The following is a 17,094-nucleotide window of genomic DNA, read 5'->3' as shown; positions in this document are numbered from 1 at the left end:
GTATTCATGACCCTGCCCTGGATCCCCCTGCTGACCTTTCTGGGCGTTTTCGTCCCCGCGCTGGCCATACGCGGTGGTAGAACCGTCTGTGCCCTGGCGACAGCCACCGCACCAGCCGTCGCGCTAGGCCTGGTCCTGTTCTTCTACCTGGGGCATGACGGCGATGAGGTCATGCGCACCTCATTACAATGGCTGCCTGCCATGGGCCTTGAGCTGGCCTTCCGGCTGGACGGCCTGTCGCTGCTCTTTTTGCTGCTGATTCTCGGCATCGGGCTGTTGATTATTCTCTATACCCGCTACTACCTGTCCGAACAGGACTCGATGTCGCGGTTTTACGCCTTCCTGATGCTGTTCATGACCGCCATGGTCGGCATTGTCACGTCGGACAACCTGCTGCTGCTATGGGGGTTCTGGGAACTGACCAGCATCTCTTCCTTTTTGTTGATCAGCTTCTGGTCACATGAGACGACAGCGCGCAAGGGCGCGCGCATGGCGATGACGGTGACCGGCGCCGGGGGGCTGGCGCTGCTGGCGGGTATCATGCTGATTGGCAAGGTCGTAGGCACCTATGACATGGGCACGGTGCTGGAAAGCCATGACCTGATCACGGCGAGCCCGCTTTACCCGGCCATTATCGTGCTGGTGCTGCTGGGCGCCTTTACCAAGTCGGCCCAGTTCCCGTTTCATTTCTGGTTGCCTCATGCCATGGCCGCCCCCACACCGGTGTCGGCCTATCTGCACTCGGCCACCATGGTCAAGGCCGGCATCTTCCTGATGCTGCGTCTGCACCCGGCGCTTTCCGGCACCGAGCTCTGGACGGTGATCGTGACGCTCACCGGACTGGTGACCATGGTGTATGGCGCCTGGTTTGCCTTTTTGAAAACCGACCTCAAGGGAATTCTGGCCTTTTCCACCATCAGTCATCTGGGCCTGATCACCTCGCTTCTGGGGCTTGGCAATTCGCAGGCCATGATTGCGGCGCTTTTTCACATCATCAATCACGCCCTGTTCAAGGCCTCCCTGTTCATGGCAGCCGGCATCATTGATCACGAAGCCGGCACCCGTGATGTGCGAAAACTTGGTGGTCTTTACAGGCTCATGCCCATCACGACAGTGCTCACCTGTATTGCCACGGTCTCGATGGCGGGGCTGCCGCCACTCAACGGCTTTATCTCCAAGGAGATGTTCTTTACCGAAGCGCTGGCGTCACAGCAGTTCGGTGGTCTGGCGTGGATCGTGCCTCTGCTGGCCGGTCTGGGCGGCCTGCTTTCCGTGGCCTATTCGCTGCGACTGGCCTATGCCACCTTTTTCCGGCGGCCACGCCAGGAGCCACCCAAAACACCGCATGAGCCCCCCTGGCCGATGCGTTTTCCGGTCGAGCTGCTGGTGGCGTTGTGTATCATCGTGGGGCTGGTACCCACCCTGCCCCAATCGCCGATACTGGAAGATGCCGTGCGCGCCACGGTCTCCGGTGAGATGCCCGAATTCCATCTGGCACTCTGGCACGGCATCAACCCCGCTCTGCTGCTGAGCATGGCCGTGATTGCCGGTGGCATCGTGCTACATCTGCTTCATCGCCACATGATGCGGTTCAACCGTCAGTTCAAGCCACAGGATGCCCGCTACATCTTTGAAGGCTTTGTTCAGCGCCTGGTAGCCCTGTGCCAGCGCCTGATCGATCGCCTCGAAAACGGTTCTCTGCAGCGCTACATGTTCCTTTTGATGGCCGTTTCCGTACTGGCCATGGCGCTTGGACTGGCGGACCTGGACATGCTGGCTGGCAGTCTGGGCCAGCAGGCGCTGGACCCGATCGTGATCCTGGGCGCCGCGCTCTTGATCATGGGCGGCGTACTCACGGCCGCGCTGCATCGCTATCGCCTGATTTCACTGCTGATGCTCTCCGTGGTGGGGCTGGTGGTAGCACTGACCTTTGCCCGCTTCTCGGCGCCCGATCTGGCCCTAACGCAGCTGTCGGTAGAAGTCGTGACCATGATCCTTTTAATGCTGGCGCTTTTCTTTCTGCCGCAGAAAACGCCCAAGGAGTCCAGCGGCGCCCGCGTGGTACGCGATGTTCTGATCGCGACAGGCTTTGGTGGTGCGGTGGCCAGCCTCAACTTCGCCGTGCTGACGCGTGATCTCAACAGCATTTCGAACTTTTTCATCGATCAGAGTGTGCCCGGCGGGGGCGGTCACAACGTGGTCAATGTCATTCTGGTGGATTTCCGCGGCTTCGATACACTGGGTGAAATCACGGTACTGGCCATTGCAGGGCTTGCGATCTTCAAGCTGCTGAACCGGCTGCGCCTGTTCATGCCGGCCACCGACATGGAAGGTCGCCTGTGGTCCAATGACCGCCACCCGACGCTTTTGATGGTGGTGTCCCAGACACTGCTGCCGCTGGCCCTGCTGGTGTCGTTCTTTATCTTCCTGCGTGGTCATAACCAGCCCGGCGGCGGTTTTATAGCCGGTCTGATCACGGCCGTGGCCCTGATTCTTCTGTACATGTCACGCGGCGTTGAATGGGCGCAGCAGCGTCTGGACTTCCAGTTCCAGCCCATTGCCATTGCCGGTGTTGCCCTGTCGACCTTTACCGGGCTTTGCAGCTGGCTGTTTGGCTACCCGTTTTTGACATCAACCTTCGATCATTTCCATTTGCCACTGATCGGTGATATCGAACTTGCCAGCGCCCTGATCTTTGATGGCGGCATCTATCTGGCAGTCGTTGGCGCCACGCTGATGATTCTGGCCAATCTGGGCAAGCTCACCACCGCACATCGACCCAACAAGGACATGCCCTGATGGAAGCACTTTACGCCATCACCACCGGTATCCTGACGGCCAGCGGCGTCTATCTGACCCTGCGCGGACGTACCTTTCCGGTCGTCGTCGGACTGACGCTGCTCTCCTATGCCGTCAACCTGTTTCTATTCTCCATGGGCGGACTGACCACACACGGTGCGGCGCTGGTCGGCACCAATGAAAATTATGCCGACCCGCTGCCGCAGGCACTGGTACTGACCGCCATCGTCATCGGCTTTGCCATGACCGCCTTCGCCATCATCCTGGCAATGCGCGCCAGAGGCGATCTGGGCAGTGACAGCGTTGATGGCAGCCGCACCGACCGTGAAGACCCGCGGGAGAACAAGGCGTGATGCAGCATCTGCCCATTTTTCCGGTTCTACTGCCCCTGGTAACGGCCATTATCCTGCTGCGCAAGCGTGAAGGGGTTGACCCGGTCAGGCGTACCATCTCCATTACGGCCACGGCGCTACTGGTGGTCGTGGGCTTCTGGCTGGTCAGTCGAGTGGCCGGCGGTGAAACGCTGGTCTACCGTCTGGGCAACTGGCAGGCGCCCTATGGCATCGTGCTGGTCGCCGACCGTCTGTCGGCCATGATGGTGCTTGTGACGGCACTGCTGGCGCTGGGAAGCGTGATTCACGCCAGCGGTGGCGAGGACAACCAGGGGTCCAATTTCCACGGGCTTTTTCACCTGCAGCTCATGGGCATCAACGGCGCCTTTCTGACCGGCGACCTGTTCAACCTGTTCGTCTTTTTCGAGGTACTGCTGCTGGCCTCCTATGCGCTGTTGATGCATGGCGGTGGCAAATCGCGTGTACAGGCAGGCGTGCATTACGTCGTGCTGAACCTGGCCGGCTCCTCACTGTTTCTGATCGCGCTGGGCGTTTTGTATGGCAGCATCGGTACGCTCAACATGGCCGACATGGCCGAGCGCGTCAGCCAGCTGCCTGCCGAGAGACAGGGACTTGTACGCGCAGGTGCCCTGTTACTGCTGGTGGTGTTCGGTCTCAAGGCCGCCATTCTGCCGCTTTATTTCTGGCTGCCGCGTGCCTATAGCTCGGCCCCTGCCCCGATTGCGGCGCTTTTCTCCATCATGACCAAGGTGGGGATCTACGCCATTTTCCGTGTGTACACACTGATCTTTGGGGCACAGGCCGACGGCCTCTCAAATCTGGCGCAGCCCTGGCTCTGGTGGGGCGGGCTGGCAACACTGGCCATGGCAACGATTGCCGTTCTGGCAGCACGCGATCTACGCATGCAGATTGCCTACTTCATGCTGATCTCGATCGGTACCCTGCTGTGCGGGCTGGCCATGGACAGTACGGCCTCGCGTGGCGCCATGCTGTTTTATCTGCTGCATACCACCCTGATCAACGGCGGGCTTTTCCTGCTGGCCGACCTGATTGCCGATCAACGCGGCAAGGTAGGCACCCGCATCGTGCGTAGCAGGAAGTTCAAATACGCCACGCTGTTCAGCGCCCTGTACATGATTGGCGCCATGGCCTCGGCAGGTCTGCCGCCGCTGTCGGGAGCCCTGGCCAAGGCATGGCTGATGTCTACCGCCACCCTTTCAGAGGGGCTCTGGCTGTGGCCGCTACTGTTGCTTTCCAGTCTTGCCGGAGTGGTGGCCGCCTCACGCGCCGGATCGACCGTCTTCTGGCGTTACAGTAACGGCGACCGGGTAAGCGAACGTCTTTCTCGCGGCAAGCTGGTGGGGACAGTACTGCTGCTGTCGGCCGCACCGCTGCTGATCGTGCTGGCAGGGCCCATCGGCGGCTACACCCAGGCCACGGCCGAGCAGATTGCCGACACCGGACAGTATCGCAGCGCTGTATTGGGCGATGTCACTTCAGTTACGCCAGGAGCGTCTGCCGATGCTGATTAAACGCTGTCTCCCCAGGCCCATTCTTTCCCTGATCCTGATGCTGGTCTGGATCATGTTGTCTGACGTCATTACCTATGGCTCGGTGATCATGGGGGCCCTTCTGGGCATTGCCATTCCGCTGATGACCCAGCGCTTCTGGGATGCCCAGCCGGTGGTCAAAAAACCGCTGTTGCTGTTGCGATATACCCTGCGCGTCATGGTGGACATTCTGTTGGCCAATCTGGAAGTGGCCTGGCTGATCGCTCGCCCCTGGCGCCGCCCTCGCCCCGCCTTCGTCGAGTATCCTTTAACGCTCAAACGTGATTTCAGCATCACGCTGCTGGCCAGCACCATCAGCCTGACGCCGGGCACCATTTCGGCCAACCTGAGGCTCGACGGGCGCAGCCTGCTGATCCATGTGCTGGACACCGACGATGAGCAGGCTGTCATCGACGAGATATACAACCGTTACGAGCGACCGCTCATGGAGATTTACGAATGATCGGTATTGCGCTGTGGATCAGCTTTTTCCTGGTCGCCATGGCCATCGTTCTCAACGCCTATCGACTGCTGGTGGGGCCCTCCCTGCCGGATCGCATCATTGCGCTCGATACCATGTACGTGAACAGCATTGCCCTGATCATTTTGTACACGATCTGGCTCAGCACCCGGGTCTATTTTGAAGGCGCCCTGCTGATCGCCATGCTGGGATTCATCAGCACCGTTGCCGTCTGCAAGTATCTATTGCGCGGCGACATTATCGAATAGGAGGCCATCATGGCGTGGTTGGACAAGGCATGGCTCGATACGGCGCTTGAGGCGCTAACGGCCTTCTTTCTGGTAGCCGGCGCGCTGATTACCTTCATCAGCTCTTTCGGGATGGTGCATCTGCGCGACTTTTATCTGCGCATGCATGGCCCGGCCAAGGCCACGACCCTGGGGGTCGGGCTGATTCTGGTCGCCTGTACGCTGTATTTCGTATTGATCGAGCGCACCTTTCACATTCAGCTGCTTCTGGTCACCATCTTTTTGCTGATCACCGCCCCCATCAGTGCGCATCTGCTGGCCAAGGTGGCGTTGCATCAGAAGCTGCCCAGTGACACCTCAACCACCGGGGCCCCCAGCGAGCTTCGTGAAGAGGATGTGGCCCAGGAACCGGATACGCCGCACCCGGAAGATCCCGGCAGCGGCCAGCGCCCCTGAAGCGCTGACCGCCTGGCGAATCAGCGCCAGTTGCGCGTGTTCCTCTCGACCAGACCTGCCAGCGCCTCAATGTGACTTTCACGGTCGTTGAGCGCTGGCACATAGCTGTAATCCTGACCGCCGGCTTCCACGAAGTACTCGCGGTTCTCTTCCTGAATCTCTTCCAGCGTTTCCAGACAGTCGGCGGCAAACCCCGGGCAGATAACGTCAATGCCGGGCGTGGTCTTTACATCCCAGTTCTTGAGCGTCTCGTCGGTATAGGGCTTGAGCCACTCTTCCCGCCCGAAACGGGACTGGAAGGTCATGGTCCACTCACTGTCAGCAAGGCCGAGTTCACGGGCCAGGGCTTCACTGGTGGCCCGGCAGTGCTTCGGGTACGGGTCGCCTTCTTCGGCATAACGCTTGGGAATGCCATGCCAGGAGATCAGCAGGTGATTCTGCTTGCCACGAGTGGCCCAGTGCTCACGAACGCTGCCGGCAAGCGCCGAAATATAGGCGCTGTCGTCATGGTAGTCGCGGATGAAGTGCATCTCGGGAATATCCGGACACGGCTTGAGTGCGTCGGCAAGACGGTCAAACACGGCCGCCGTGGTGGTACGTGAATACTGCGGATAGAGCGGCAGCACCACAATGCGATTGATGCCAGCGCGGCGAAAGGCCAGGCCGGCACTTTCCATGGTGGGCTTGCCGTAGGTCATGCCGAGTTCGACCGGCATATCGCAGCCGTACTGTGCATCCAGATGCGCCTTGAGCGCGCGCTGCTGGCGCTTGCCGATGGCCAGCAGCGGGGAACCTTCCTCTTCCCATACACCGGCATAGGCCTCGGCTACCCTCTTGGGGCGGGTTCTCAATACAAAGGCATTGAGAATGAACCACCACAGCGGGCGGGACACGTCGATGACGCGTCGGTCCCACAGGAACTCGCCCAGATAGCGCCGCACGGCAGCAGGGGTCGGTTCATCCGGGGTGCCAAGATTGGCCAGCAATACGCCAAAGGGGGCCTGCGCCATGTCTATACTCCTTGCTGTGAACAGAGGGCCTGATTACAAGAACCCTCAAAAACGAACGATTTTGATGAAATTATTCTATCAGCGCTGCCTGAACAGCGTTGATGAAATGTCCCTATTTGTTACATGCAGGAAGTGTAAACGTCTCCCTCCTCAAGCGTAATCCCGGGAAGAAATTGACCAATGATCTTGCCGTGGTTACAGGGACCCTCGGATGCCGTCACGACATTGCTGGAAGCTGAGAAGAGGTAAACGTCGAGGAAATGTAACGCCAGGCACTGCGGGGGACAGGGCTTTCGCTTTCTGGATCAGCCTGACCATGAGCCCTCCCATGAGCGAGGCGCTTATCGGGCGGGATATACCGGGAGCTGCGTGCCGACAAAGGCGGTGACTGAGGCAGGCTGCCATAAAAAGCGCCGGCAAGAGCCGGCGCGGGATGATCAATGCAATGCATCATGTTTTGGTATTTTTAGTGGCATACGCCCCTGTCAAAACAGCCAAATCAGCGAGGATCAAATCGCAATGGCAAGCTCGGGTACATTGCCCAGCTGCACCAGACGGCGTGAACTATCACTGCCATCTTCTTCACTCTGACGAACGATCCAGGCATAGGTGATGCCTGCCACCAGCAGCTGATCGATGGCTTCATCGATCGAGCGAAACAGGCAGGGTTTGCCACGGCGACTGAGCTTTTGTCGATGACCACCGCCCGTTTCACACTCAATCTGGTAAATGTGGCTTAGCGTATTGCGTACAACGCGTACTTCCATCTCGTGTTGATGTGACGCGGCATGTCTTAGTTGCTGTAATTCCATGTAACCCTCCCTGGGCTATCTCTTCTCATCGCGCTCTGGGCGATGGATCTCTCTATGTCGTTTCTATCAGTTGTTAAAAGAATAACAGTGTCGGATGACTATTCCGTGTCAGCGCCAGCACCATTTATTCAGTATTAAGGTCTCGGTACTACAGTCTCGGATCACGGTGACTGCTGCATTCGTGACGCGCCAGGCAGGCATCAAAAATGCCCTGTTGCGGCGCGGTCATCATCTTGCGGGCACGCATGAGATGCTCTTCACCAAGTTGCTGCAATCGAGCCACGACCGTGGCAAGCCAGGCCGTATCGGTAAAGAGCGCATCGGGCAGCACGATCCGGCGCTTGAGCACACCGAGATACCAGATATGGTCGATCATGGCAGGGCCGTCCGAGGACTCGGAAGCGACGGGGATCATCAGACCATTATGACGTACATCCTGCGAAAGGTAATCGCTCGAAAAGACGCCCTTTTCCGCATGATAGGGATGAATCAGCTCGATAATCCCTGGGTAATGCTTAATCAGCCGTTCCGCCAGCGGCATGTATCGCGCACCGGACAGAGAATGATGCGTCAAATGACGCAGCCCGAAGACCAGAACGGCGCGACGCCCGGAGCCAAGCACCTCCTGCTCGATACGTTCAGCATAGGCCCTTTCGCGCTGCTCATGCCAGCGGGCAAACGTCTCACCGTCAAGCGTTTCCCAGTCAATGCTCGGTTCGGCCAGCACGACGCGAACGCGGCGCTCAGGTGAACGCTTCAGGTTGACGGCCCGGATACGCCTGAAAAACTCCGCATAGACGGGCGGGCTCCACAACAGAAAATAGAGCGTGTCATGCCAGACGGCGTCCAGCCCCGCTTCCTCCATGTCTTCACCGCTGATGTAGCGATCAAGCCATGTCTGATGACGCTCGCTCCCGAATTCGACAACGATATCGTCAAATGTTCCCTCAAGCGCCGGACTTTCCAGCAGCGTCGTAATCGCCGCCATCACCTGCGGACACCAGTGAATCTCCCCGAGCCCCACCAGAGAGCGGCGCTTGAGGATATCGGCGATGAGCGTTTCAGGCTGGCTTGCCGTCATGGCGCAGTGTCGAAACAAACGGGCTGCGACTCGAGCACGCTCATCAGACGCTGCGCGATTGTTGCCAGATGTTTTTGGTGCATGAGTTCCGGGTGGGTGGCCGGCAGATCGAGATTGAGGATCCGCCCGCCCACATAGGGCTGCCAGGCGCGCCGGTCCAGCCAGTTCTCCGTGCGGGGCGTAGCCGCCGTAAAGAAGTGCATGTCGCCGCTATACACCGGATGACGGGTTTCACGCACCAGCCGGCTGTTGTTAATCACCACGTCCACCAGCGCGTCCAGCGTTGATGATGACAGCTGCCCCAGGGCACTGCCCTCACGCTTGAGCAGTGCAATGACCTGTGCCCGGCGCGATCCACCCTCTTCCGCCAGCGCCATGTCCGCAAGGCCTGCAATACGCAGCAGAGCCTCGAGCGCCATACCCTCGTCCGGCGGCGTCATGTCACGCCAGAGATCCGCCGGATAGGCATCCAGCAGCGCCAGCATGCCGACCTCTTCGCCCTCGTTTTCCAATAGTGACGCCATGGTATGGGCGATCATGCCGCCAACTGACCAGCCCAGCAGATGATAGGGCCCATGAGGCTGGAGGCGACGCATCTGTGCGATGTAGTCACGCGCCATCTCCTCCATGGTCTCTGGCAGCCGGCTTTCCGGCAGCAGCCCGCGCGCCTGCAGGCCATACAGGGAATAGCGGGACGGCAGTGTGCGCGCCAGCCCAGCATAACACCAGGCCAGCCCGCCCGCAGGGTGCACGCAAAAGATGGGAGACGCCTCGCCTGCTTCGCGCAGCGGCAGCACCACATCCAGCCCGCCGGCCGCGGCGCCCTGCACATCAAGGGCATCGAGCGCCTCGATGGTGGGGGCTTCAAACAGCGCGGCAATGGTGAAATTCGTCCCCAGCGCCTCGTTGAGCCGGCGCATCAGCTGCAGCGCATTCAGCGAATTGCCGCCCAGATCGAAAAAGTTATCCCGAATGCCGACACGCTCAAGGTCGAGCATTTCAGCAAAAAGATCGGCCATGATCTGCTGACGGGGCGTGGCAGGTGCCATCCCCTCCTCACCGGCCTCGGGTGTTGGCAGGGCACGACGATCCAGCTTGCCATTAGTGCTCAACGGCAATTCATCGAGCACCATGATCACGGCGGGCACCATGTAGTCCGGCAGGGTCCGGGTCAGATGGCGCTTGAGCGTATCCACGGCCATGGCATGAGCGTTGCGGGGCACGACATAACCCACCAGCCGGGCATTGCTGCCGCTGCCGTGAACGCTGACCACGGCCTGCGCCACCTCATCATGCGAGAGCATGACGGCTTCAATCTCTCCCAGCTCCAGGCGCTGGCCGCGCAGCTTGACCTGATGATCGATGCGTCCCAGATATTCGAGCGCGCCGTCAAAGCGCCAGCGCGCCAGATCCCCGGTGCGATAGAGCCTCGAGTCAGCTTCCAGCGCCGGACAGTCGATAAAGCGCTCGGCGGTCAGCTCAGGCTGTCCCAGATACCCCCGCGCCAGATTGCGCCCGGCAATATAAAGCTCACCGGGCATGCCCACCGGTACCGGCTGAAAACCGGCATCAAGTACATGCAGATGCGTGTTCCAGATCGGCGCCCCGATGGGCACGCTGCTGCCCGTATCACCGGCATCACACTGCCAAACACTGACGTCCACTGCCGCCTCGGTCGGGCCATAGAGATTATGCAGCGCCACCCAGGGCAAAAGGCTCAGAAAGCGTTGTTCCAGATCACGCGAGAGCGCCTCGCCGCTGACAAAGACCTGGCGCAGGGCGTGCAGGCGCTCGATATCGCGGTCGCTCAATTCATCCAGCAGGATATCGAGCATCGAGGGCACAAAGTGCAGCGTGGTAATGGCGTCATTGATGATGGTATCGATCAGATAGCGCGGATCCCGGTGGCCACCCTCGCGCGCCATGACCAGCGTTGCCCCGCTGATCATGGGCCAGAGAAACTCCCATACCGACACATCAAAGCCGTTGGGTGTTTTCTGCAGTACCCGGTCACCCTCTCCCAGCGTGTAGCGCGCCTGCATCCAGACAATGCGGTTGACGATGGCATGATGCTCGACCAGAACACCCTTGGGCTTACCGGTCGAACCGGAGGTAAACAGGATATAGGCGCCAAGGCCAGGATCACGCTGCGCAGCGCTGCCGGATATCAACGCCCGACCGCTGGCAGCATGTCTCAGGGACAGATCCAGAACCGGTACGCGCGTGAAGCGTTCACGCTGCGTCTTATCGCTCAGAATCAGACGCGGCGCGGCGCGTGTGACGATGTCGTCCAGACGCGCGTCAGGATACTCCAGCGGCAGGGGCAGCCAGGCCGCTCCCACATGATGGATGGCCAGCAGCGCCACCTGCATGCCAAGCGAGCGCGGCAGTGCCACGCCCACGTTATCCCCCGGGCATACGCCCTGCTCGATCAGGGTGTCAGCCAGCGCCTGTACTTCACGCCCGAGCGTCAGGTAATCCAGTACCTCTCCTTCGGCTACCAGTGCCGTCGCGGCAGGCGTTTTATCCACCTGGCGCTCGAAAAGCGTCGCCATATGCGTCTCTTCGACCGGATGATCCGTGGCGTTGAAGCGTGACAACGCCTGGCGATCCTCCGATGTGGCCAGCATCAGCTCACTCACCGGGGTGTCCGGAGAGGCCGTGAAGGTCACCAGCCACTGCGCCAGCCGCGAGAGATGCCACTCAAGTTCGGTCTCGCTATACAGCGCCGGGTTGCCATCGAGTGCCAGACGCATGGCCTCGCTGTCGCCACCCAGATAGACCGAAAAGACCAGATCATCGACCGGTCCGGCCACCAGATGATGCTTGTGCACCCGGCTATTCGGCCACTGGCCGCTTGAATCAAACGGCAGAACGTTGACGTGCATGCCCAAAAGCGGGCGCCTGCCGGGGCGGCGCCCCAGGTCGCGCAACAGCCACTCATGGCGATAGCGCTGATGACGCCGCAGTGAACCCAGCGACTCTGCCGCAGACCGGCACCACTGGGTGGGAGTAGCGCTGAAATCATCACGCAGGCGCAGCGGCAGCATATTAACCTGCGTCATGGGGGTGCGCAGCGCGGCCCCCTGCATGCGCCCCATCATGGGCACGCCGAGCGTGACATCACTGCGCTGACACATGCGCGCATACCAGGCCGCGCTGGCCGCCAGGATGGCTTCGGCAAGCCCCTGCTGCTGCGCCTTGCACTGAGCATGGAACTGCTGACTGTGCTGGCGATCCAGCGTTATCTCGCAGCGCAGGGCGTGGGGCTGCGCCGGGGCAAACCGTCCCGACGGTGAGACAGGCTCGGGATCGTCGGAAAACAGGCCATGCCAGTGGTTACGATCCTGCTCGAGCGCCTGGCTTGCCAGGTAGCGCTGCTCTTCTTCGATGACACGATCGATATTGCCATACCAGCCGGCCCTGGCGTCCTCCCCCTTGCCAAGCGCGATATAGTGCTCGGCGGCGCGCTGCTGAATCAGCCCATAGGCCCAGGCATCGGCCGCCACATGGTGCATGTTGAGCCACCAGAGCACATGGTCGTCTGCCAGGCGCCAGAAGGCCTGCCGGTACAGCGGCCCCTGCTCCAGCGCAAAGGGCACCTCGCGGCGAGCGGCCATCTGATGCCAGGCCAGCTCGCGGGCCTGGTGGTTATCGCGAAGATCGATGATCTCGGGTACGGCTGCTCGCTCGGCATCACCGCCTGCGACCCTTGCCGGGCCGCTGTCGGTGGCCACAAAACCTTCAAACAGACCCTCGGCTTCGCTCACCGCCATTGATGCCGCCAGTGCCAGCCGGTCGGCATCGATGGCCCCCGTGAACTCAAGACACTGCGCAGTGGAGTATCCGCCCTGAACGGCACTGCTCTGCTGGCCGTACCAGATACCGGCCTGCGCGCCACTCACGGGAAGAAAATCGGCCTGACTCATGAGATCACCATCTTCTGCAATACCACCCCTTTGCGGGTCTTGATGACAGCGTGTCGGCAACAGAGAGCATTCTCATGACCGAAGCGCCGTGAACGGATAGATATCTGAATTTAAATAATAATGCTTCTCATTTCAAATAAAGCACCTGATATTTCTTCGCGCTGACACCGGCACATGCAAAACGGGACCGGATGCTGCCATCCGATCCCGCTCGTTATACGCCCGGCGCCTGATAACGGCCTCTGATCCTACTCGCGGTTGAAGGTGGCCGGGTCGATGGCAACCCCCAGTGAGCGCCGGTCGATCCAGCGCCCCGCCTTGGTTTCCTTGTAGCGAAACACGACGTAATCGCCTATCGAGACATCAAGTTCGGCCTCTTCAACCTGATAGGAATAGACCTCGCCATTGACGGTCAGGGTATGACGGTAAAGATCCGGCATCCCCAGCCACTCCTTGAAGGGGCCTTCGGTTTCGACACTTTCAAGCGTGCCACGTGCTTCCAGTTTGGGTTGACGACGTCCGCCGCGACGGTATCCAGCCGGCATGTTGACTCCTGTCAGGCTTATCAGGAAAAGGGAAATGGCGCCCGGGGCGCCGTATCATCATGATCAGAACACGCACAGGGTGCGGTTTACTCTTCGTACTGGCCGTAACTTCCCGGTGCGAGATCCTCAAACCGGGTGTACTTGCCGATAAAGGCCATGTGCACGGTGCCGATGGGCCCGTTACGCTGCTTGCCGATAATCAGCTCGGCCAATCCCTTGTTGTCAGGGTTGTCCTTGTTATAGACCTCGTCACGATAGACGAAGGCAATGACGTCGGCGTCCTGCTCGATGGCACCGGATTCACGCAGATCCGACATGACCGGTCGCTTGTTGGGGCGCTGCTCGAGCGAGCGGTTAAGCTGCGACAGCGCCACGACCGGGCAGTTGAACTCACGGGCCAGCCCCTTGAGCGCGCGCGAAATTTCCGAAATTTCCGCAGTACGGTTTTCCGACATGCCCGGCACCTGCATCAGCTGCAGGTAGTCGATCATGATCATGCCGATACCGCCGGCGTCCCGCGCAATACGCCGGCTTCGCGAGCGCATCTCGTTGGGCGAGAGTGCGGCGGTATCATCCACGTAAAGCTTCTTGTCCTTGAGCAGATTGACCGCCGAGGTCAGCCGTGGCCAGTCTTCATCCTCGAGCTGTCCATTACGCACCCGGGTCTGGTCGATGCGTCCCAGCGAGGAGATCATGCGCAGCATCAGCGATTCGGCCGGCATCTCCATCGAAAACACCACCACCGCCTTGTCGCTGCTGACCACGGCGTGCTCGACCAGATTCATCGCAAAGGTGGTCTTGCCCATCGAGGGGCGCCCCGCCACGATCACCAGATCGGAGGGCTGAAGCCCCGACGTCATGTCATCCAGATCACGAAAGCCGGTCGACAGCCCTGTCATCTGCCCCTTGAGGTTGAAAAGCTCATCGATGCGATCCACCGCCTTGCTGAGCAGATCGCTCATGCCGATGGCACCGCCGCTCTTGGGGCGCGATTCCGATATCTGAAAGACCAGTCGCTCGGCTTCATTGACCAGCTCGTCGGCCGAACGCCCCTGAGGGTTAAAGGCGCCTTCGGCGATCTGATTAGCGGCGGTGATCAGTTTCCGAAGCGCAGCACGCTCGCGCACGATATCGGCGTAGGCGCGGATGTTGCTCGCGGAGGGCGTATTGCGGGCAAGCTCGGCCAGATAGGAAAGGCCACCCACACGATCCAGCAGGTCGTGGGACTCAAGCTCTTCCGACAGCGTCACCACATCCAGCGGCCTGCCCTCTTCGGCCAGACGCCCCATGGCCTTGAAGACATCACGATGCTCGATACGGTAGAAGTCATCGCTGACCAGACGGTCGGCAATCTCGTCCCAGGCCTGATTGTCCAGCATCAGGCCGCCCAGTACGGACTGCTCGGCTTCAAGCGAGTGTGGCGGCACCTTGAGCGCAGCGGTTTCCCGATCAAATTCGATCACTTCACTCATGACGACGATTAACCATATTACGACTACCAGGGAGAGTGATTCAGCGCAGGATCATAGCCTACGCCCGCAGGAAGAACATGTCATGATCTCTTCCGTGCGTGAGCAGTCATTAAAAAAAGGGGCACACAAGGTGCCCCTTCTCGTGGCATATCATCGATATGCACAGCGCCATCACGATGGCTTATTCAGCAACAACGACCACGCGAACGCTGGCGGTAACATCGGAGTGCAGACGCAGCTCGATGTCGTATTCGCCGGTCTGGCGAATCGGACCTGTCGGCATGCGAACTTCGCTGCGTGCCACATCGATACCAGCCTGAGCGATGGCATCAGCCAGATCACGCGGACCGATGGAACCGAACAGCTTGCCTTCCTCGCCGGCGCGAGCGACGAGCGACAGCTCGATCTCGGACAGCTCTTCGGCGCGACGCTCGGCTTCGGCCTGACGCTCTGCGGCGTTGGCTTCGAGTTCGGCGCGACGTGTTTCGAACGCATCGACGTTGGCTTTGGTTGCCGGAACGGCCAGGCCGTAGGGCACCAGGTAGTTACGACCGTAACCCGGCTTGACGCTGACCTGGTCGCCCAGTTCTCCCAGCTTGCCGAGCTTGTCGAGCAGAATGACTTCCATCTCGTGGACCTCTTAACGTTGACTGCCGATCAGACGCGTGCGGAAATCCGCAAAAGTATCTATCAGCGCCAGCAGCAGCACTATCACTAACGTGGGCCAGGTGGTCAGCAGCAATGCATAAAAGCCGACCAGCCAAAACCCTCTCATGGACTTTACACCTACCACACCGTGCACCAGGGCAATGCCCGCCACCAGAAGAGGTACCCAGGCCATCAACACGGCACCAGGGAACGCCCCCAGAACACCAACCGCGGTCATCAGGACCACGCCGGCAAGTTCCAGCTTCGACAGACGAAAGCCATGGAACTCTTCACGGAAACCGCCAGGGTTGTACAAAACTGCCTGCCAGCTGCGCGCCAGCGCAAGGCAGGCAGTCGCAGCCAGCATGATCATCAGGCCGGTCACGGCCGAGATCATCAACAGCGCCAGTCTTTCAACCGGCACCCCTTGGCTTGAGTACTGCCGAAGCAGCTCGTCGATTTCCGGTGCCTGGGTGCGGACTTCCTCAATCAGCTGCGTGGCATCAGGGGGCGCGAAGATCCCGATCTGGATCAACACGGCCACCACGACGGCCCCTGCCAGCAGGGTTTCACCCCAGCGAAAACGCTCTCGCAGAATAATGGCCATGGCCGTGACCAGCAGAACGGTGGCCAGCGGAATGGCATCCCCCTGCACCCACCACCAGCCTGCCGGCAGCGCTGCTGCCAGTACGACCGGTGATGCCGGCCCAAGGCCGCGGCGAAGCGTCACCAGCGCGCTGATGGCAGCCGACAGCCAGAAAAGCCATGGAACCAGTGAGCCCAGCAGCGCCACGCCAATCGCGCGCGGCGTACTCTGCATTACCCAGCGAGCGAAACCCTGCATGACGTAGGCAGCTTACTGGTGGCTGTCGGTATAGGGCAGCAGGGCCAGATAGCGAGCGCGCTTGATCGCGGTAGCCAGCTGACGCTGATAGCGTGCACGTGTACCGGTGATGCGGCTCGGAACGATCTTGCCGGTCTCGGTCACGTAGGCCTTCAGCGTGTCGAGGTCCTTGTAATCAATGTACTTCACGCCTTCAGCGGTGAAGCGGCAAAACTTGCGACGACGGAAAAAACGGGCCATGTCAGTCTCTCCAATGGGTGGATTCAGGCCAGAGCATCAGCTCAGGAGGCAGCTTCGGTCGACTCATCAGAGCGTTCGCGCGGGCGATCGTCATCAGAATCAGAACGGTCGCGCGGGCGATCGTCATCGGAGCGTTCACGACGGCGTCCCTTTTCATCAGCCGCTTTCATCATCGGCGATGCTTCGGTGACGGCTTCAGTGCAACGCACGACCATGTTGCGAATGATGGCATCGTTGAAACGGAAGATGTTTTCCAGTTCAGCCAGCGTTTCGCCGCTGCATTCAACGTTCATCAGAACGTAGTGAGCCTTGTGGATCTTGTTGATCGGGTAGGCCAGATGACGGCGGCCCCAGTCTTCAAGACGATGAACCGTGCCGCCGTTTTCAGTCACGAGCCCTGTATAGCGCTCGATCATGGCAGGCACCTGCTCGCTCTGGTCCGGGTGGACCATGACCACGATTTCGTAATGACGCATGGTGTCTCCTTTCGGTTTGACAGCTTCTCGATGACAGCAATCGCCACCATGGGAAGCAAGGAGTTGATAGAAGGGTATTTTTCGTTACAAGGGCAGGATTGAAGCTATCGCCTCGATATCGTGCAAATGCATTCGGCGGCCATGGCCGCCGCGAAACCGCACAATTGTAGG

At 60.1% G+C, this 17,094-nt stretch carries 16 protein-coding genes; 6 read left to right on the top strand and 10 right to left on the bottom strand.

The features are described 5' to 3' along the window. The first annotated feature begins 6 nt into the window (after window positions 1-6). Genes C8D72_RS01675 through C8D72_RS01650 form a run of 6 tightly spaced genes read left to right on the top strand, consistent with a single transcriptional unit; the run spans window position 7 to window position 5,866 of the window. Window positions 7-2,799, top strand: a complete 2,793-nt coding sequence (locus tag C8D72_RS01675; protein ID WP_115852676.1) for a monovalent cation/H+ antiporter subunit A — start codon at window positions 7-9, stop codon at window positions 2,797-2,799. Beyond that, window positions 2,799-3,152: a Na+/H+ antiporter subunit C gene (locus tag C8D72_RS01670; protein ID WP_115852675.1), complete on the top strand. Its 354-nt coding sequence runs from the start codon at window positions 2,799-2,801 to the stop codon at window positions 3,150-3,152. The genes C8D72_RS01675 and C8D72_RS01670 overlap by 1 nt, the downstream gene beginning before the upstream one ends. Further along, window positions 3,149-4,684, top strand: coding sequence for a monovalent cation/H+ antiporter subunit D (locus C8D72_RS01665; RefSeq protein ID WP_115852674.1), 1,536 nt, complete (start codon window positions 3,149-3,151; stop codon window positions 4,682-4,684). The genes C8D72_RS01670 and C8D72_RS01665 overlap by 4 nt, the downstream gene beginning before the upstream one ends. Beyond that, complete coding sequence (locus tag C8D72_RS01660; protein WP_115852673.1) at window positions 4,674-5,165, top strand: Na+/H+ antiporter subunit E; 492 nt, start codon at window positions 4,674-4,676, stop codon at window positions 5,163-5,165. Before C8D72_RS01665 ends, C8D72_RS01660 begins: the two co-directional genes overlap by 11 nt. Continuing rightward, entirely contained in the window at window positions 5,162-5,431 is a 270-nt protein-coding gene (locus tag C8D72_RS01655; RefSeq protein WP_090133492.1) for a K+/H+ antiporter subunit F, read from the top strand. The genes C8D72_RS01660 and C8D72_RS01655 overlap by 4 nt, the downstream gene beginning before the upstream one ends. A 9-nt stretch (window positions 5,432-5,440) precedes the next feature. Next, entirely contained in the window at window positions 5,441-5,866 is a 426-nt protein-coding gene (locus C8D72_RS01650; protein ID WP_115852672.1) for a Na+/H+ antiporter subunit G, read from the top strand. Between the two features lie 20 nt (window positions 5,867-5,886). On the opposite strand, the gene hemH is transcribed toward C8D72_RS01650, so the two are convergent. From hemH to rpsF, 10 genes are all read right to left on the bottom strand, one after another. Then, complete coding sequence (hemH, locus tag C8D72_RS01645) at window positions 5,887-6,876, bottom strand: ferrochelatase (protein ID WP_115852671.1); 990 nt, start codon at window positions 6,874-6,876, stop codon at window positions 5,887-5,889. A gap of 509 nt (window positions 6,877-7,385) precedes the next feature. Next, window positions 7,386-7,688, bottom strand: a complete 303-nt coding sequence (locus C8D72_RS01640) for a hypothetical protein (RefSeq protein WP_147301488.1) — start codon at window positions 7,686-7,688, stop codon at window positions 7,386-7,388. Window positions 7,689-7,836: 148 nt separating this feature from the next. Continuing rightward, entirely contained in the window at window positions 7,837-8,769 is a 933-nt protein-coding gene (locus tag C8D72_RS01635; RefSeq protein WP_115852669.1) for an HAD family hydrolase, read from the bottom strand. Next, entirely contained in the window at window positions 8,766-12,698 is a 3,933-nt protein-coding gene (locus tag C8D72_RS01630; RefSeq protein ID WP_115852668.1) for a non-ribosomal peptide synthetase, read from the bottom strand. Before C8D72_RS01630 ends, C8D72_RS01635 begins: the two co-directional genes overlap by 4 nt. A 248-nt stretch (window positions 12,699-12,946) precedes the next feature. Next, window positions 12,947-13,243 (bottom strand): hypothetical protein, encoded by a 297-nt coding sequence (locus tag C8D72_RS01625; RefSeq protein WP_086622317.1) that lies wholly within the window; start codon window positions 13,241-13,243, stop codon window positions 12,947-12,949. A gap of 86 nt (window positions 13,244-13,329) precedes the next feature. Continuing rightward, on the bottom strand, window positions 13,330-14,715 hold the full coding sequence (gene dnaB, locus C8D72_RS01620) for a replicative DNA helicase (RefSeq protein ID WP_115852667.1): 1,386 nt from the start codon (window positions 14,713-14,715) through the stop codon (window positions 13,330-13,332). 181 nt (window positions 14,716-14,896) lie between these two features. Then, complete coding sequence (gene rplI, locus C8D72_RS01615) at window positions 14,897-15,343, bottom strand: 50S ribosomal protein L9 (RefSeq protein ID WP_115852666.1); 447 nt, start codon at window positions 15,341-15,343, stop codon at window positions 14,897-14,899. A 12-nt stretch (window positions 15,344-15,355) separates the two neighbouring features. After that, entirely contained in the window at window positions 15,356-16,207 is an 852-nt protein-coding gene (locus C8D72_RS01610) for a hypothetical protein (protein WP_115852665.1), read from the bottom strand. A 12-nt stretch (window positions 16,208-16,219) separates the two neighbouring features. Beyond that, the gene (gene rpsR / locus C8D72_RS01605; protein ID WP_086622313.1) at window positions 16,220-16,447 is read right to left on the bottom strand and encodes a 30S ribosomal protein S18; all 228 of its coding nucleotides are present in this window, start codon (window positions 16,445-16,447) and stop codon (window positions 16,220-16,222) included. Window positions 16,448-16,488: 41 nt separating this feature from the next. Beyond that, complete coding sequence (gene rpsF / locus C8D72_RS01600; protein ID WP_115852664.1) at window positions 16,489-16,923, bottom strand: 30S ribosomal protein S6; 435 nt, start codon at window positions 16,921-16,923, stop codon at window positions 16,489-16,491. Window positions 16,924-17,094: the final 171 nt, after the last annotated feature.

The sequence above is a fragment of the Kushneria indalinina DSM 14324 genome (assembly GCF_003385845.1).
Taxonomy (GTDB): domain Bacteria; phylum Pseudomonadota; class Gammaproteobacteria; order Pseudomonadales; family Halomonadaceae; genus Kushneria; species Kushneria indalinina.
Note: the sequence above shows the minus strand (reverse complement) of the source record. Positions and strands in the feature narration are given on the sequence as shown.

What these genes read in the sequence shown, in the direction of transcription:
- C8D72_RS01675 (WP_115852676.1), top strand. Translation starts at nt 7, where the DNA reads ATGACCCTGCCCTGGATCCCCCTGCTGACCTTTCTGGGCGTTTTCGTC.
- C8D72_RS01670 (WP_115852675.1), top strand. Translation starts at nt 2,799, where the DNA reads ATGGAAGCACTTTACGCCATCACCACCGGTATCCTGACGGCCAGCGGC.
- C8D72_RS01660 (WP_115852673.1), top strand. Translation starts at nt 4,674, where the DNA reads ATGCTGATTAAACGCTGTCTCCCCAGGCCCATTCTTTCCCTGATCCTG.
- C8D72_RS01655 (WP_090133492.1), top strand. Translation starts at nt 5,162, where the DNA reads ATGATCGGTATTGCGCTGTGGATCAGCTTTTTCCTGGTCGCCATGGCC.
- C8D72_RS01650 (WP_115852672.1), top strand. Translation starts at nt 5,441, where the DNA reads ATGGCGTGGTTGGACAAGGCATGGCTCGATACGGCGCTTGAGGCGCTA.
- hemH (WP_115852671.1), bottom strand. Translation starts at nt 6,876, where the DNA reads ATGGCGCAGGCCCCCTTTGGCGTATTGCTGGCCAATCTTGGCACCCCG.
- C8D72_RS01640 (WP_147301488.1), bottom strand. Translation starts at nt 7,688, where the DNA reads ATGGAATTACAGCAACTAAGACATGCCGCGTCACATCAACACGAGATG.
- C8D72_RS01635 (WP_115852669.1), bottom strand. Translation starts at nt 8,769, where the DNA reads ATGACGGCAAGCCAGCCTGAAACGCTCATCGCCGATATCCTCAAGCGC.
- C8D72_RS01630 (WP_115852668.1), bottom strand. Translation starts at nt 12,698, where the DNA reads ATGAGTCAGGCCGATTTTCTTCCCGTGAGTGGCGCGCAGGCCGGTATC.
- C8D72_RS01625 (WP_086622317.1), bottom strand. Translation starts at nt 13,243, where the DNA reads ATGCCGGCTGGATACCGTCGCGGCGGACGTCGTCAACCCAAACTGGAA.
- dnaB (WP_115852667.1), bottom strand. Translation starts at nt 14,715, where the DNA reads ATGAGTGAAGTGATCGAATTTGATCGGGAAACCGCTGCGCTCAAGGTG.
- rplI (WP_115852666.1), bottom strand. Translation starts at nt 15,343, where the DNA reads ATGGAAGTCATTCTGCTCGACAAGCTCGGCAAGCTGGGAGAACTGGGC.
- C8D72_RS01610 (WP_115852665.1), bottom strand. Translation starts at nt 16,207, where the DNA reads ATGCAGGGTTTCGCTCGCTGGGTAATGCAGAGTACGCCGCGCGCGATT.
- rpsR (WP_086622313.1), bottom strand. Translation starts at nt 16,447, where the DNA reads ATGGCCCGTTTTTTCCGTCGTCGCAAGTTTTGCCGCTTCACCGCTGAA.
- rpsF (WP_115852664.1), bottom strand. Translation starts at nt 16,923, where the DNA reads ATGCGTCATTACGAAATCGTGGTCATGGTCCACCCGGACCAGAGCGAG.